Source organism: Pseudoalteromonas piscicida, from assembly GCF_000238315.3.
Taxonomy (GTDB): Bacteria; Pseudomonadota; Gammaproteobacteria; order Enterobacterales; family Alteromonadaceae; genus Pseudoalteromonas; species Pseudoalteromonas piscicida.
Genome location: NZ_CP011924.1, coordinates 1,212,423 through 1,228,894, shown reverse-complemented (window position 1 = coordinate 1,228,894; position 16,472 = coordinate 1,212,423). Strand labels below are relative to the sequence as shown.

Below are 16,472 nucleotides of genomic sequence, written 5' to 3'. Positions count from 1 at the left end.
TATGGTTAAAGAATTTATCTTACCAGATATTGGTGAAGGCATCGTAGAGTGCGAAATCGTCGAGTGGTTGGTGGCTGTTGGTGACGAAGTAAAAGAAGATCAACCTATTTGTGACCTAATGACGGATAAGGCGTTAGTACAGATCCCTGCGGTACATGACGGTGTGATCACTAAGCTGCATTACGAAAAAGGTGAAATTGCAAAGGTGCATGAGCCTTTGTTTGCAATGGATGTTGCCGGCGAGCAAGCTGCTCAGCCGGAGCAAACGGCACCTCAGTCCTCGCCAACTACTTCAACCAGTACTGTACTTGAAGACTTTATCTTACCTGATATTGGTGAAGGCATTGTTGAGTGCGAAATCGTTGAATGGCTTGTTGCTGAAGGCGATGAAATCAAAGAAGATCAGGCCGTATGTGATGTAATGACTGACAAGGCGCTAGTGCAAATTCCAGCCAAGTACGATGGTATTGTTGAAAAACTCTATTATCAAAAAGGCGAGATAGCACAGGTGCATAGTCCGCTATTTCAAATGAAGTTGGCGTCATCTCACGCCGGAAAATCAGACGATCTAATCGCTGATGTCCACAAACCTAAAGAAAGTACAGCACAGGCTGCTACTGCAAACGATGAGGCTACGCGTAGTTTGCCAAAAAATGGTAAAGCAATTGCCTCTCCTGCAGTACGCCGCAAGGCGCGCGAAGTTGGTATTGACCTCTCTGAAGTACCTGGCTCTGGTAAAAATGGTCGTGTGTATAAAGAGGACATCGAACATTTCCTTGAGCACGGTGTAAGTGACGCTTCGACCACGAATGAAGCTAGCACAACGGTACAGTCTCAAACGCAAAAGCCAACACCTACCTCAGAAGGTGGGAAAAGAGTTGAGCCTCTGCGTGGTATGAAAGCGGCGATGGCCAAACAGATGGTGGCTTCTGTTTCGACGATCCCACATTTCACTTACTGCGACGAGATTGACTTAACCGATTTAATTGCGCTTCGTGGTGCCTTGAAAGAGCAATATGCCAAACAAGGCGTGAAGCTGACGATGATGCCATTCTTTATCAAGGCGTTGTCACTTGCTATCAACGAATTCCCAATTTTGAATGCAAAAGTAAATGATGACTGTACGGAAATCACTTATTTTGATGATCACAATATTGGTATGGCGGTGGACAGCAAGCTGGGTCTTCTAGTGCCAAATATTAAGTCATGCCAAAGCAAATCGATTGTGGAAGTTGCCCAGTCTGTGACTGAACTGACAGAAGCGGCGAGAGAAGGGCGTGTATCTCCTGATTCTCTGAAAGGTGGTACTATCTCAATCTCAAACATAGGGGCGATTGGCGGTACTGTTGCGACACCGATTATCAATAAACCTGAAGTTGCTATCGTTGCACTTGGCAAAGTGCAGCAGTTACCACGATTCGATGCACAAGGTAATGTGGTTGCGCGCTCTATCTTGCAGGTAAGTTGGTCTGGCGACCATCGTATTATTGATGGTGGCACGATCGCACGTTTCAATAATTTATGGAAAACCTTCCTAGAGGAACCGGCTAAAATGATGATGGCAATGCGCTAATCCTTGTTTTTGCTAGTTTCTACTTGTTGTAAAGGGCCTTTACGGCCCTTTTTTGATTGCCTCAAAAGCTAGGGAATCTATTTACGTGGTATTGGCCTGTAATTTTCAAACTTAGCCCCATTCAGACAAATCGTAAGCAAACTTATTCCTTCCTAAAAATTAGCGTCTTTACTAAATAACCCGAGCTGTGGATAATTAATACCTTTCTAGCAGCCAATTTAACTCTAACAGCCAGCTATTGGGGCGTAAATTCACCTTGCCTACAGGATGTAGGTACCTTAGCGAGAGCAGGACACAGAAGCGGTGTTATCCCCAAAACTCTCTGGCTAGATAATTTAATGTGAGCTTAAAAACAATGGGGTAGCTATTTTCTTATCCAAACCTCTGGTTAAATACAGATTTTATCGGTGCATTTCAATTCATCTTAAGCCTAGCCGCAAGTTATGTGTCTTTGGAATCACTAACTAATTGGCTTTTTGTCTAAAAGATAACTATCGAATCCTTAGTGTTCGTAGATTAATTTAAAAAAATCAATAAATGTTTTTTTTTTCACTTTTTTAATCCACTTTAATTTCAGCTCAAAAATTAAAATGCCTATCAGCGTACCCCAGCTTTATTAAAGTAAAGTGACATAAAAAATAATGTTGTAATCATTAAGGTAGTCGTTATTTTGTTTTTTATTTGTTAATCTTTGATTTTTTTATTGGTTTATTGTGCATTTTTTTGGAATTTAAAGGGGGTTCTCTTTAAGGATTAACCTTTTGTTTTTTCGTAATTTGTTTTGATATGTTTACATTGTGTTGTTTTGTTAGTTCATGAGTTTAGAAAGAAAGCTTTTATTTTTTTGTTAAAAAAGGTAGAAATGAGTTGTTAATTTGGTTTGCTATCAAAACTTAACTTAATATGAAGTGTTAGCTAAAAATAAAAAAGAATATCAACAAGGGAAATTTCAATGTTTGCTAAAAATAAAATACTTAGCTCCATTCAAATGTCTTTTCTAGCAGCTGCAACTATATCCGGTTCAGCTCTAGCAGAAGAACAGCAAGACGGCTCAGTAAAAGAAATTGAAAAAATTCAAGTGACGGGTTCACGTATTGCGCGATATGAACTTAGTCAACCGTCTCCAACTATCACGTTAACGGGTGAACAAATAGAGCAAGCTGGCATCCCAGACCTTGCGCAGGTACTTTCAGAATTACCTGCGATTGGTGCAACAGGCACGTTAAGAGCGAATACTGGAAGCAATGAAAATGCAGGTTCAAGTACGATAGATTTACGTCGTTTAGGAACAGACAGAACACTAGTATTGGTAAACGGCAAACGACACGTAGCTGGTCAGCAAGGCTCAGCGGTTGTTGATCTATCGACTATTCCAACTTCAATGATTAAACGTGTTGAAGTGATTACTGGCGGTGCATCAGCGATTTACGGTTCTGACGCGGTATCTGGTGTAGTTAACATTATTACCAGAGATGACTTTGAAGGCCTTGAATTGAAAGTAGGTTATAGTGACTCACTTCATGGCATTGGTAACAAAAATAAAACTTTCAGCTTAGTCGGTGGCACATCAACCGCTGACGGGAAAGGCAACGCGACGGTTTATATCACCAAAGACTCTGTTGCGGAAGTAATGAAACGTGACATGTGTCATTACAGTGAAAGTGGTACTGTTAATAACCCAGCAGATACAGGTGAAGATGATGGTATTCCTGATAAGCTGTGGGCGCCAAATATTTTATCTGAGTGGATCAGTCAAACTTCTGTTTTAGATTACAGTAGAACAAACTACACTTTTGATAATGCAGGAAATGGCCAATTAATGCCGACGCGAGATTTATCCAACTCCCCAGCTTTCGGTAGCTTCCCTGATGGCTGTGAGCTATGCTTTTCTACAACAAGATACGAAAACTTTCTTCCTGAGCGTGACAAAGTTACGGTAGGATCATTCTTTAATTACGAAATCAATGATAATGTTAAATTTTACTCAGACGTAAAATACGTACGCTCGGATATTATTCAACAGGCTCAGCCTGCGTATCGTTTTGGCGATGGTGATACCGTTAACTTATTGGAAAACCCTTTCGTGTCGCAAGAGACGCTTGACTTCTTCACGGCTAAGGCTGCACAAGACGATAGTATTGACTTAGAAAAAATAGGTATACATAAGTTCTTTGATGAGATAGGTAACCGAGAGGCACGTAACAAGCGTGAGACATTTAGATTGGTTTCCGGGATCAAAGGTGATTTCACACTGAGTGAAACGCTATTCGATTATGATGTTTATTATTCATACGGACGTACCGAAAATGATCGTGTTCAGGCTAATGACCTCATTATTGGCAACTGGGTTGCTGCACTAGATGCTGTCATTAACCCTGAAACAGGTCAAGCTGATTGTCGTGCTAATGTTCCATCTATGCAAGGGGAAGGCTACTCGAACCCCGCTACAGTAGATGTGAATAGCTGTGTGGCTTACAACCCGTTTGGCTATGATCAAGCGTCTGAAGAAGCAAAGGCGTGGGTTAGTGCTAATGTCACTCGCCAAGATACGATTAAACAAAGGTATTTTGGTGGCTCGGTGTCGTTTGATAGTTCTGAGTGGTTTGAACTACCTGGTGGTGCTATGGGAATGGCACTCGGCTACGAAAAGCGCTGGGAGTCGTCGGGCTCGATTACTGATGAGTTAACTAAATCAGGGGTTCTAAACGAGGTAGCGACGCCAGATACATATGGCGAATATGATGTGTCAGAATGGTTCTTCGAAGTTAATTTACCTATTTTGTCTGACGTTTTCTTAGCACATGAGTTAAGTATTGACGGTGCATTTCGTAGAGCGGATTATTCACATGCTGGTGAAGTAGATGCTTGGAAAGCTGGTTTCATGTGGTCTCCAGTGGAAGGTTATAGTCTTCGTGGTACTTATAGTGAAGCGGTACGAGCTCCTAACGTAACCGAAGCATTCTCTCCTCGTAGTCCTGACTTTGCACGTGTATGGGATCCATGCGATGTAACAAGATTGGCTAACAATCCTAATCGCGCTGCAAACTGTGCCGCATTGGGTATTCCAGCTGACCATGTTGGTCAAGATAATGCTAGTAAACGGGTAATCATCGGCGGAAATCCAAACTTGACGCCTGAAGAATCAACTTCTTTCACACTTGGCTTCGTTACTACTGCGTTTGAGGATTTCTCATTTAGTATCGATTACTATGATATTGAAATTGAAGATGCTATTCAGTCAATTACGCCACAGACAGTAGTGAATAACTGTGTAGATGGCCCTGAGCTTGATCCTATTTATTGCTCGCAAATTACGCGCGATCCAAACAACAAATCAGTTACGTTTGTTGAGTCTGGCTACCAAAATACCGCTAAACGTGTGTTATCAGGTGTAGAGGCTGACTTTAACTATAACCTTGATCTTGCTGATTTCTCGCTACCTGGTAGTGCAAAGATTAACCTATTTGTTAACCATGTTATCGAGTACGATACGTATGAGTTCCAGAACAATCCTGATAAGCCTGACCGTCAAGACGGCGAAATCGGTGATCCAACATGGCAAGCGACTTTCAGAGCAACGTATAACTTAGATGACTTATCTGTCACTTGGAGTAGCCGTTTCATAGACAGATCCGCTATTATCAATTTGAAAGAAACGTACAGCGCAGATGGTAAGAAAGAAGGTGATACACCTGAAGATACCGCATATCCATATGCTCCGAGCATGGTGTATCATGACTTATCGGCTCGCTACTTAGCAACTGAAGACCTTTCGGTTGAATTGGGTGTTCGTAATATTTTCGATAAACTTATACCTGATTATGTTGGTGGCGCAGGTACGTCATCAGCGATCTACGACCCTTGGGGACGCAGAGCGTTTGTTAATCTAACCTATAATTTCTAACATTTGAAATTGAATAGGGCCACCTTTGGGTGGCCTTTTTACTTTACGGCTCTATGGATATTTAATTGTCATTTTTAAACCATTTTTATCTATAAACTGTTCATCTCAATCTAGCATTTACGGCATATACACTTAATTAAGCGAATAGGGATAAGGCTGTTCTAGGCCAAGCGAGTATCCCTATTTCTGACCAAGTGCACTTCTTCTAGAACTAAATATCCACTCGGCATAATGGGACTTGAGGTATCATTTCAGCAGGTTAATATTGCGTAAAAGCTTATAGCTAGGGTGTATTAACTGGTTGTATCCGAGAAAACCGAAGGGTAGGCAGCTGAAATACCATATCGAATATCTACAGAGTATACAGTGAAACCTTGAGTACCTATCCAATATAGGTGGTGGACGATCGTAGTGTTGTTCTCAAACAAACCTTTCAATCGTTGGCACTATTTTTTTAGTAAGAAAAAGCCATCAGCAAAGTAAAAAGAGCTGAAGTGCAATATTTTAAGTGATTGTCACTTCTCTTCTAAGTGGTTTTTCAAAGTTCAACCTGGTCGCTTCATTTTTCAATGAGGTTATTAGATCATAAACTTGGTCAAAACGGTATTAGAAGTGAATATAGATTTTAGGGGGAAACTAGTTTTTTAGTATTTACATTGTTGCATCGATAGGGGGAGTTAAATGAAATGCCTTCACCGATGATGGAAAAGGCATTGAGTAAAACTTACTCTAACCCTTTTTTAGAATACAAAGTGACTTTATCTGAAAGCAGCGTTACTTTAATGTGCTTGTTTTCGCTTCCCCAAATGCAATTGGTGTGTAGGGTTTTTTCTTCACATTTATCAGCAGAGCCAAGAATATTCTCAACTTCAGCTTTGTCCATGCCTACTTCTAGCTTATTGTAGTTTTCTAAACTTACTTTAGAACAGCCGACTAGGGTGAGTAGCGCAGCAGCAGTTAGTAATTTTTTCATAGGGTTGCCCGTCTAATGTTTGTATTTTCTTATTTGAAAGATGACCCCAAGTTTGGGGTGATCTAAGTAATGTATGTCGCCGCTATACACGCGTGTATATTGGGACATACGAGCAGTACGAATGTCGTTGCCGTCTTCGTACTTTAAATCTAAATCTGTGGTCACGTAAAGGTAATGTCTCACGTGAATTTTAATCAGGCCTTCAAGTTGCCAATGCACTTGCTCTTTCGATTCTTGAATATTAAAGCGATTTGACAATGAAGAAAACTTATCGTCATTTTCTATTACGCTATAACTGGATGGTGACGCAAACTGTTTGCCAGCAATAATTTCGATATTGGGAGCACGCTTGTTACTTTGTTCCGGGAATCGCCAACCTGTGTGTAACAGTGGCTTGAGTCCTTTACGTTTTAATTCAGCAATTTTGTTAGAAAAATTAAGCTGGGACTCATCCAACAAATAAATTGAGTCCATATGTTCTTGTGACTCAACTTGCGGCGAAAGAGGCAAAGTGTCGAATTTTTCAACATAGTTTGCATCTGGATCGCAAGAGCTGGAACGCGCGCCCGACGTTAATCCACGAATAAAATCTTGCTCAGCAAACTGCTCGCTGCCTTCCAAGCATAGTTTATAGCCAGTGGTATTAAAACCGTCGAATAATAGTGACTTGATGTTTTTTTGATTGAGCGGTTCAGGTTCAATACTAAAGTCTTCTCGCAAAGAGAAACTAGGCTCTTGCTCAAATGCTATCATTTCTACTTCAAACCAACGGGTGGCATGTGCAGACGCGCTACTTGCCAAAGCCGCTAGGATGGCCAGACTTTTTATTGTTTTCATGCTACAGCCTTTTTCTCAAAGTCATCAATCATCGCATTAACCAGTTTTAATCTCTCTTGGCCATTTTTTTCTTCGATCAGGAACTTCAGTTTATTCGCGCCTTCCATTCTATAGGTTGACGGGCTACTTTGTATCAATCCTATGATGAATGTTGGGTTAACTTTTGTATGACTACTGAACTCAAAGAAGCCACCTTTAGGGTTTGCCTCGACCTTGTTAATGCCCAATTGAGTTGCCTTTAGCTTAACAGACTGCACCGCAAAGAGGTTTTTAGCCGCATCTGGCAACAGCCCAAAGCGGTCGATTAATTCGATTTGCAGCTCATCAAGCTCCGCCAGTGACTTTGTACTAGCAATGCGTTTATACATACTAAGACGAATGTTTACATCATGAATGTAATCATCCGGTAGCAGTGCTGGGAACTTAAGGTCAACCTCGCTTTGCTGCTGAAGTAGGTTATCGAGTGTCGGCTCTTTACCATTTTTTAAAGCTTCAACTGCTTGTTCCAGCATTTCCATATACAGTGTAAAGCCAACGGTTTGAATTTGACCGCTTTGGTCGTCTCCCAGTAACTCACCTGCACCACGGATCTCTAAATCGTGGGTGGCAAGGGCAAAACCTGCGCCTAAGTCTTCGAGTTGCTCAATGGCCTGTAAGCGCTTGACCGCGTCTTTAGTTAAGGCTTGGCTATTCTTCGTGAGTAGGTATGCGTATGCTTGGTGATGGCTTCGTCCTACACGGCCGCGAAGCTGATGTAACTGTGCCAATCCGAGTTTATCGGCTCTATCCATTATGATGGTATTAGCAGAGGGAATATCGATACCGGTTTCAATAATGGTCGTACACACAAGCACATTATACTTTTGGTGATAGAATTCACCCATCAAGTGCTCAAGTTCTTTTTCACGCATTTGCCCGTGGGCGGTGGTGACATTGGCTTCTGGCACGAGCGCTGAGATATCAGCGGTGATTTTGTCTATCGTCTCGACATTATTGTGGAGGAAGTAAACCTGTCCACCGCGCTTGATTTCACGCAAAATTGCTTCGCGGATAAGCTCGTCGTTGCGCTCTCGCACAAAGGTCTTTACTGCTAATCGTTTGGCTGGAGGTGTCGCGATAATAGAGAGATCACGCATACCACTCATTGCCATATTCAGTGTACGCGGGATTGGGGTAGCGGTAAGGGTAAGAATGTCGACATCCGCTCTAAGCTGCTTAATCTTTTCTTTTTGCCTCACACCAAAGCGATGTTCTTCGTCAACAATCAACAAACCCAAATCGGCGAATTTGATGTTTTCTTGGATAAGCTTATGGGTGCCTATCACAATATCAATTTTGCCTTCTTCAAGTTTTTGTAACGTTTCTTTTTGTTCTTTCGCTGAGTTAAAGCGCGAAAGCACACCAACTTCAACAGGCAGATCGGCAAAACGGTCTTTAAAGTTCTCGAAGTGTTGTTGGGCAAGGAGTGTAGTTGGCACTAAGACGGCCACTTGTTTGCTATCGTTGACGGCAACAAATGCAGCACGCATGGCCACTTCGGTTTTACCAAAGCCAACATCACCACAAACTAGCCTGTCCATTGCTAGGCTTGATTGCATGTCTGCAAGTACGGCTGTGATTGCATTGCGTTGATCGTCTGTTTCTTCAAATGGGAAGCTATCAGAAAAGTCTCGATAGGCACTCGCATCTAGCTTAAATGCATATCCCGGTTTACTTTGGCGTTTTGCGTATATATCTAGGAGTTCAGCTGCAACATCTCTGACTTTTTCAGCCGCTTTGCGTTTTGCTTTTTCCCAGGCGTCGTTACCCAATTTATGAAGTGGTGCACAAGCTTCTTCACCTCCTGAGTAACGACTGAGCATATGAAGCGAAGAAACAGGCACATAAAGTTTAGCGTCATTGGCATAGATGATAGTCACAAACTCGGTAGCAATACCCGCTGCATCTATGGTTTCTAGCCCTAAATAGCGGCCTACACCATGATCTAAATGAACAATAGGTTGACCTTCTTTCAACTCAGCGAGGTTTCGGATCAGCGCATCTTGCCCTTGCTCGTATTTATGTTTACGGCGGCGCTTTTGGGAAATCTTAACACCTAACAGCTCTTGCTCGGTGATGATAGACAGCGATTGTTTATCCAGTAGCTTAACACTGGTCGCAAGTGGAGTGACGACCACACCAACATCTGAGTCGCTAGAGACAAACTCTGCAATGCGCTTATAAGGCTTAAGCTTTAGACCCGTTGGTTTTAATAAGGTAAGCAGTGACTCTCTTCTGCCCTCTGATTCAACACTGAATAACACCCGAGACTTTTGTTTTTTCTCAGCAGCGATGTAATCGAGGATTTTTTGATATGGATTAGCTTGTTTATGCTCAATGCGGACATCGTCGATTAATTCTGCTGCGATATTGTTATTGCCCGCTTTGGTTCCCAGTATCGCTTGACTAAGCTTTATTCGAGAGAAGCCGTTAAGGCCTTCAAATAAGGTCTCTATTGGCTGATATAGCTTGGCTGGTGAAAGTAGTGGACGAAGAGGGTCAACCCGGCGACTTTCGTAGCGTTTAGATACGTCTTGCCAAAAGGTTTGGGCCGCAGATTCAATGTCGCCAAAAGGCATAAATACGGTATCTTCAGGTAAATAGTCAAACACCGTCGCTAACGAATCAAAAAAGAGCGGTAAATAATACTCTATACCCGCTGGCCAGTTCCCTTTACTGACTTGCATATAGATGCTGTCTTTTTCACTACTTGCGCCGAACGCTTCGCGGTAATTAATTCTAAAGCGTTCAATGTCTTCTGCATTGGTTGGGAATTCGTGCGCCGGTAATAAATCGATAGCATCAATCTCATCATTTGAGCGTTGGCTTTCGATATCAAAATGACGAATTGAGTCTAACTCATCATCAAAGAAATCTAGTCTAAAGGGGAGTGGGCTACCCATGGGATATAAATCAATAATGGAGCCTCGAACAGCAAACTCACCATGCTCCATTACCTGCTGAACATGACGATAACCCGCTTGAGTTAAGGTATCACGCAAGCTTTGTGCGTCTACTGTGTCACCTTTTTTTACCTGAAGACTCATGCCGTGGATAAAGCTATGTGGTGCGGTACGTAGCATGAGTGTTGAAACAGGAATGATGAGTACGGATTGCTTTTCCTGTTTGAGTGTATTTAGCGTTGCAAGACGCTGGGAGATAATGTCTTGATGTGGTGAAAAGTGATCATAGGGTAATGTTTCCCAGTCAGGAAACATCATGACAGGCGTGTCTTTTAAAAGATACGCCAGTTCATGCTCAAGGCGAAGTGCAGAGGGTGTATCGGGGGTGACGAGTACAACTAAGTTGTCATGTTGTTGGATGTGCTCACTCAAACACAGTGACAAGCTACTGCCAACCAAATTACCCCACGAAATTTTATCCTTGTTTGATTTTACCCAAGGTAAATTGTTCCATTGCACATTCGCCATTGATTACTCCTATTTATTAATCGCGATAAATTTTGCAAAGATCCTGATAGTGATCGATTCGTCTGTCTCTTAAATACGGCCAGATGCGACGAACAGATTCACTGCGTGCAAGATCAACATCAACAACCGAGATTTCCTCAGCTTCTTCAGATGCATGCAATAACATTTCACCTTGCGGACCGGTAACAAAAGAATTGCCCCAGAATTGAATACCTTCACTTTGACCTGAAGGGTCTGATTCATAGCCGACACGGTTAACGCTAATCACAGGTACTCCGTTAGAGACTGCATGTGCACGCTGTGCAATTATCCAAGCATCTCGTTGACGGATTTGCTCTGCTTTATCATCGCGAGGATCCCAGCCAATTGCCGTTGGGTAAATTAAAAACTCAGCGCCTGCCATTGCCATCAGACGCGCACCCTCTGGGAACCACTGATCCCAACACACTAGTACGCCTAATTTACCTACAGAAGTCTGAATTGGAGTAAAGCCCATGTCGCCGGGGGTGAAGTAAAACTTTTCATAAAAACCTGGATCATCAGGAATGTGCATTTTACGGTATTTGCCGGCAATCGTACCGTCAGACTCAAGTACAACTGCGGTGTTGTGATAAAGCCCTGTTGCACGCTTTTCAAATAACGACGCAACGATGACAACATTAAGCTCTTTTGCAAGTGCGCCTAGTGAGTCTGTGCTTGGGCCTGGAATGGTTTCCGCTAAGTCGAAGAGATCGGTGTCTTCTGTCTGGCAAAAATACAAGCTGCGGTGCAATTCTTGTAACACGATAAGCTTAGCACCCTTACTTGCCGCTTTTCGGATACCGTCACAGGTTTTCGCAAAGTTGTTTACGAGATCTGTAGAGTTACTATGTTGAACAATACCAACTTTGATGTTTTTTTCAGTCATGGTACTTACCTTAAAAAACCTTTTGGTAACTGCATCGTAATACAGTGCAGGCTACCGAATTGATGGATGATTGGTAGGCAGTTTACGCCAATTACCGTTCTTTCTGGGTGAGCAAGAGAGACTTTGTCTAGCGCTTCTTGGTCTTTGTCGTCGCCATAGATAGGTACTAACACCGTTTTATTCAAGATCAGATAGTTTGCATAGGTTGCAGGTAATCTCTCACCCTCATTATCAAACTTAGCGCTAGGCCAAGGTAAACTAATCAAACGGTATGGATCGCCATTTGGGGTGCGGAATGTGCGTAGCTGCTGTTCCATTTTATTGAGGGCATCATAGTGCTCGTCTGATTTGTCGTCGCACTTAACATATACCAAGGTGTTATCCGGTGCAAAACGCACTAAAGTGTCGATATGACTATCCGTATCATCACCGGCTAAGTATCCATGATCTACCCACAGGAATGACTCAGCACCCAACTCTTTTTGCAACAATAGTTCTAATTCGATTTTACTTAGATGTGGATTGCGATTTGGGTTCAACAGACACTCTGAAGTGGTCAATAAGACATTGGACTCGTTGATCTCAATGCCGCCGCCTTCCAGTACCACGTCAACTCTTTCAAAGGTACAGTTTGGGTTGAGGACCTGTTTGGCTAGCTGCTGATTGATCTTATTGTCTAAATCCGCAGCAAACTTATTACCCCAACCCGTAAAGGTGAAATCTTTGATACATAGATTTCCTGTACTTGTTTGCGTTGTAAGTGGACCGTGGTCACGGGCCCATGTGTCATTGCAAGGCGTCACAACAAAGTGACACTTGGTTAAGCTAACCTCAGCTGCGCCGAGTAGGTTCTCGATATGCTGTTTTAGCGCTTCATTATGCGCCACGATAACGACTTCTTGAACTTGGGTAATATGTTGGCAAAGTGCAACGTACACAGGTTCAACGTCACTGAGAATGTCGCTCCAATCGGTATCAGAATGCGGCCAAGTAAGCATGATTGCATCTTGTGGTGCCCATTCTGGGAGTAAAGTAAAACTCATTAAATCATCACCATATAATAATAAGCCTATAGTTTATCATTAACCTCAGGTGTGTCAGTAAGTTTTGTGAAGATAATTGAGCATTTAAAGAAGGCACTTAATGCGTTAAATACCTTATTGGTCTTTTTGCTGCTTTAGCTTAAGTTGTCTGGTCTGGGCGTGTAGGCTTGCCCGTACAAGCAACTCTTGATCCGCTTCTCTAATAGCGGTAAAAGCGAGGGTGAATTTACCATCTTGCTTGGCAATGACTTCTGAGTAGCAAAAGATAGCACTGGCTTCATTGCGCAAAAATATTTTAGTTCGTAACGATTGCCCGACCTCATAATCTGCTTCTAACGTTGCGGTCAGGCCGCCGCCGCCGTAGCTGTCACAAAATAAATGACTGTCGTCAGGCTCTTCAGTCGCGAGAATATGGCTGATAATTAAATCAATCTTACGTGATTGCGCCTGCAAATAAGCTGCTAACTCATTGGCAATATCACCCAGATTACGAAGTGGTCGCAGCGCATTAAGATCTAACTCATTAATTTCGTTCGCGAGTTTAAATAGCGGCGGAATTGCAGCTTCTAATTGATATTCGTTTTCTGGAACCATATTGTCATCAACCGGGTAGAGGTTGATCTGAACCTGTTCAGCTATCTGAAAATACTGTTCAAATAATTCCTGCAAATTCGCTTTCATGTTTTATCTCTTGGCATCGCGCCGCTTTACAACTGTCTCTATAGTAACGGTTTAGTTTACCGATAATCAAACTTTGAATTGCTCAAGTAGTTGTTCTTGGGTTGTTATCTTTTCTACTTGAGACTGCATGGTGGCATCTACGCTCTTAGCTTCGCTATACACCGACTCAGAAATACCACGAATTGATGAGCTACTGCTATTCACGTTATTTACAATGTCATTTTGCTCATTCAGCATATCAGCAATGCGGGAATTCAAATCGACAATATGGCGAATGGCACTACGCATATCTTCAAGCGCGGCTCGAGTTTGCTCTGCCTTTTCAACCGTTTTATCGACATAATGTTGGCTTTGTTTCATTACAGTAACCGCGCTTTCTGAACCTGACTGTAGTTGACTTATCATTCCACGGATTTCAGTTGTGGCTTCTTGTGTTCTTTGTGCAAGCGATCTCACTTCGTCTGCAACGACGGCAAAGCCGCGGCCAGACTCACCAGCTCTTGCGGCTTCAATGGCAGCATTGAGCGCTAGGAGGTTGGTTTGCTCAGCGATGCTGTTGATAACCGATAATATTTGTTCAATAGCTGTAGACGAGCTTTCTAACTCCGTAACTACGGTCATTGCCGAACTGATTTGATTAGATAGCTCTTGAATTGTCTCCGTTGTTTCTGCAACGATTTTTTCTCCTTGGCGAGCAACTTGATCGGTTGTTTTAATTGCTTCAGCGGCTTCATGGGCAGATTGAGTTACTTGATGCTCGGTTGCAGACATGTGTGTTGTTGCTTCATCAAGGACTTTGATACTCGCTAATTGCTCTTGAATGGAAAGTTTGGCTTTATTTGCAACCTGAGATGTTTGTTGAGCATCGTTTAAAACTTCATGGCCTAAGCCCTGAATATTCGCTATTAGAGACTGTAAGCTGCTGGTAAAGGCATTAAAATTTTGCGCCAGTGCTGCAAATTCGGGTTCATGCTCGGTATTTAATCGTACGGTTAAGTCCGCATTACCGCGTGCGATAGCAGCCATGGCGGTGTTGATTTCATCCAGCGGCTTTAATAATAAGCTAATCACAAAAGAAAGTAGCACAGTCGCGAGCGCCACAGAAATAAAGGCAAATATGGCTGCATCTCTTTGCAGTCGTGAAAGTGCGGCAAAAACGGTGTCTTCATCCAGCATCACCCCTAAATACCAATCTAAGCCTTCGACTTCTTTAAACTGCACTAATTTGTCTTCGCCGTTCACTTCAACGTATTGAATATTTTCTGAGATACTTATGTCACCGAGAAATGTACGAGAAGACTTACCATTTAGTTTTACATCAGGGTGTGAGATAGTCGACCCGTCTTTACTCACCATAAAGGCAAAACCCGCGTCTAGCAGGTTAAACGAGTTAATCATTTCGCCGAGTTTTGCCAAACTAACGTCGTAAAAAATCGCGCCGTTAAATTGACCTCGTTTAAACACTGGTGCACCGATTGATACCACAATTTCGTTGCTTACTGCATCAGCGTAAGGTGCTGTGATAATGAGCTTTCGTGCAGTTTTTGCGTCGGTATACCAAGGCCGCTTTCTCGGGTCCCAGTTTGCACCAGGGTTCCAATTTGGATCGCTTGCGACATACTTTCCTGTTTGCTCTTCGCCATAACCTATCAGTAGGAAAGAGGTTGTGAGCTGTGGCTGCGAGAGGATAGGAAAGGCTGCGTCTAGGGTGTCAGTGGAAGCCACGAGATTGGTAGCAAGAGCGGCGAGATCGGTTGCTCCTTTCATTTGCGCAGTGACAGTGTTACCAATTCCTTGAATTGTTTCATTCACACTTTGTTCGGTTTGCGCTTTGATTGCTGATTGCACGGAAATGTATTGAATAACAGATAAGATCAGTAATGCTGCAAGCAGTACAAGCGCTGAGACGGATACAACTTTGTGTTTAAACTTCACGGCCACACTCCAATAAGTTTGATACATTAAACTTATGACATTTAATAAGAAAATGCCAAACCTTCTACACAGCATTTGAAGGTATTTCAAATTATTGCATTTATATTAATTATTTATTCATGGTGCAATTCCTATTCTCTAAAACTTAGAAGAGGAGAAAACATCATGTATAAACCAGCTTTAACAGCAATTGCCTCGGCAATGATACTCGCTGCATGCGGTGGCGGTTCAGGTTCTGACTCAAACGACAACAACACCACGCAACCAACCCAAAAAACCACCGTAAGTGTTGGTGTGTCAGATGCTGCTGTGAATAACCTTGCTGAGGTCAACCTTGTTATTCAACGGCTGACATTTAGAGCATCTGGAAAAGAAGATGTGACATTTGATACCTTGGATGCGCAGGGTAATCCAATGAAGATCAATCTGCTTGAGTATACGGGTGATGATATCTATTTAGTTGTAAACGACCAAGAGATCGATGCTGGGGATTATGAGTGGATCAGAGCCGATGTTGTAAACGGTAGTGCTGGGTCGAATTTTGATTTCACTTCGAGCGTCCGTTTTTTAGATGGTAGTCAAGCACCATTAGTCGTAACCCGTAAAGGTAACGATGGTGTAGGTGAAATCCAACTCAATAATGTCTCACTAAATGAAGGTGAGAACCAAATCGTATTGGAGTTTGACTTAAATAAGGCGCTGTTGAAGCGCACAAATGATGACACCGTTTATCTAAAACCAACAGCTGTCCGTTTGGAGAATCTATTAACCAGTTTCGAGATTGAGGGCATGGTTAGCGAGTCTGTAAAAAATGCATGTGTAGCAGATAATGCAGATCTAGCTCCTCTAGTCGGAGAGTACAAACATGTTGTGTATCTTTATAAAGCGGATGTTGCAGTGCCAAGCGACATTAGTGATGAAGACTCAGCGCCAGTAGCCACCGCAAACTTAGATGCTGAGAGTGAATATGAGATAGCATTTATTGGTTCTGGAGATTACAAAGTAGGGTATTCGTGCTTAGGTCATTTAGATGATGCCGAAACGATAGATGCAGATTTTAGTTTGTATCAAACAAAAGACGTTACGTTGACGCAAGATATCGAAGTGAATTTCGAGACAAACTAATACCAATTAGTGTTTTAAGCGAAT

Annotated in this window: 10 protein-coding genes; 3 read left to right on the top strand and 7 right to left on the bottom strand. The window is 42.5% G+C overall.

Annotated elements, in window-relative coordinates; all coding sequences use genetic code 11:
* Position 1: 1 nt before the first annotated feature.
* Both PPIS_RS05650 and PPIS_RS05645 read left to right on the top strand, forming a co-directional pair.
* Positions 2–1,573, top strand: coding sequence for a dihydrolipoyllysine-residue acetyltransferase (locus tag PPIS_RS05650; RefSeq protein WP_010372722.1), 1,572 nt, complete (start codon positions 2–4; stop codon positions 1,571–1,573).
* A 952-nt stretch (positions 1,574–2,525) separates the two neighbouring features.
* The gene (locus PPIS_RS05645) at positions 2,526–5,477 is read left to right on the top strand and encodes a TonB-dependent receptor domain-containing protein (protein ID WP_010372725.1); all 2,952 of its coding nucleotides are present in this window, start codon (positions 2,526–2,528) and stop codon (positions 5,475–5,477) included.
* Positions 5,478–6,201: 724 nt separating this feature from the next.
* On the opposite strand, the gene PPIS_RS05640 is transcribed toward PPIS_RS05645, so the two are convergent.
* From PPIS_RS05640 to PPIS_RS05610, 7 genes are all read right to left on the bottom strand, one after another.
* The gene (locus tag PPIS_RS05640; protein WP_010372728.1) at positions 6,202–6,450 is read right to left on the bottom strand and encodes a hypothetical protein; all 249 of its coding nucleotides are present in this window, start codon (positions 6,448–6,450) and stop codon (positions 6,202–6,204) included.
* A gap of 12 nt (positions 6,451–6,462) precedes the next feature.
* The gene (locus PPIS_RS05635; RefSeq protein ID WP_010372731.1) at positions 6,463–7,287 is read right to left on the bottom strand and encodes a CsiV family protein; all 825 of its coding nucleotides are present in this window, start codon (positions 7,285–7,287) and stop codon (positions 6,463–6,465) included.
* Positions 7,284–10,757, bottom strand: a complete 3,474-nt coding sequence (gene mfd, locus PPIS_RS05630; RefSeq protein WP_010372734.1) for a transcription-repair coupling factor — start codon at positions 10,755–10,757, stop codon at positions 7,284–7,286. The genes PPIS_RS05635 and mfd overlap by 4 nt, the downstream gene beginning before the upstream one ends.
* A gap of 16 nt (positions 10,758–10,773) precedes the next feature.
* Positions 10,774–11,664: a carbon-nitrogen hydrolase gene (locus PPIS_RS05625; RefSeq protein ID WP_010372737.1), complete on the bottom strand. Its 891-nt coding sequence runs from the start codon at positions 11,662–11,664 to the stop codon at positions 10,774–10,776.
* Between the two features lie 5 nt (positions 11,665–11,669).
* Positions 11,670–12,707 (bottom strand): agmatine deiminase family protein, encoded by a 1,038-nt coding sequence (locus tag PPIS_RS05620; RefSeq protein WP_010372741.1) that lies wholly within the window; start codon positions 12,705–12,707, stop codon positions 11,670–11,672.
* A 114-nt stretch (positions 12,708–12,821) separates the two neighbouring features.
* The gene (locus PPIS_RS05615; RefSeq protein WP_010372743.1) at positions 12,822–13,388 is read right to left on the bottom strand and encodes a hypothetical protein; all 567 of its coding nucleotides are present in this window, start codon (positions 13,386–13,388) and stop codon (positions 12,822–12,824) included.
* 66 nt (positions 13,389–13,454) lie between these two features.
* On the bottom strand, positions 13,455–15,323 hold the full coding sequence (locus PPIS_RS05610) for a methyl-accepting chemotaxis protein (protein ID WP_010372745.1): 1,869 nt from the start codon (positions 15,321–15,323) through the stop codon (positions 13,455–13,457).
* 165 nt (positions 15,324–15,488) lie between these two features.
* On the opposite strand from PPIS_RS05610, the gene PPIS_RS05605 reads away from it, so the two are divergent.
* Complete coding sequence (locus PPIS_RS05605; protein ID WP_010372748.1) at positions 15,489–16,448, top strand: DUF4382 domain-containing protein; 960 nt, start codon at positions 15,489–15,491, stop codon at positions 16,446–16,448.
* Positions 16,449–16,472: the final 24 nt, after the last annotated feature.